Here is a 616-nt window from a genome sequence, read left to right on the forward strand (position 1 = left end):
ATCTCGGTTGCGCCAGGTCGTGGTCGACCTCGCGGCGCCGAACCGCGACCCGCTCCCCCTGCTGCGCCGCCAGGCCGAGCTGGAGGAAGCGGTCCGCGACCGGGCCCGGCACGCCGCCGGGGTACTCGCGCCCGACGCCGACGCGCTGCCGTCCGCCGCCCGGCTCGGCGCGGCACTGGGCCAAGCCGCCCTGGTGGAGTACCTCGACGTGGCCGGTCGCCTGCACGCCGTCGTGGTCGTGGACGGGAGGGTCCGGCTGCACGGGCTCGCCGCGGTCGCCGACGTCGAGCGCCGCCTCGGCGAGCTGCGGTTCGGCCTGCGCCGCCTGGCCCACGAGCTGGGTTCCGCCACGACGTTCACCGCGCTCGTCGAGCGGACCGCGCTCCGGCTCGACGCGCAGCTGCTGGAACCGCTGCGGCCGTGGGTCGGCGACCGGCCGCTCGTGGTCGTGCCGACGGGGCCGCTGCACGAGCTGCCGTGGCCGATCCTGCCGAGCTGCCTGGGCCGTCCCGTGTCCGTGGCGCCGTCCGCCGCCCTGTGGCACCGCGCGGCGACCGCCGAACCCACCGGCGACGGCCGACGCGTTGTCGTGTCCGGCCCGGACCTCCCGCACGCG

1 pseudogene is annotated in these 616 nt (G+C 78.2%); it reads left to right on the forward strand.

The features are described from left to right. Window positions 1-19: 19 nt before the first annotated feature. Window positions 20-616 (forward strand): annotated as a pseudogene (locus ACFQ3T_RS36950) (CHAT domain-containing protein); the annotation flags it as partial.

It is taken from the genome of Saccharothrix hoggarensis (genome assembly GCF_042678885.1).
Classification (GTDB): Bacteria; Actinomycetota; Actinomycetes; order Mycobacteriales; family Pseudonocardiaceae; genus Actinosynnema; species Actinosynnema hoggarensis.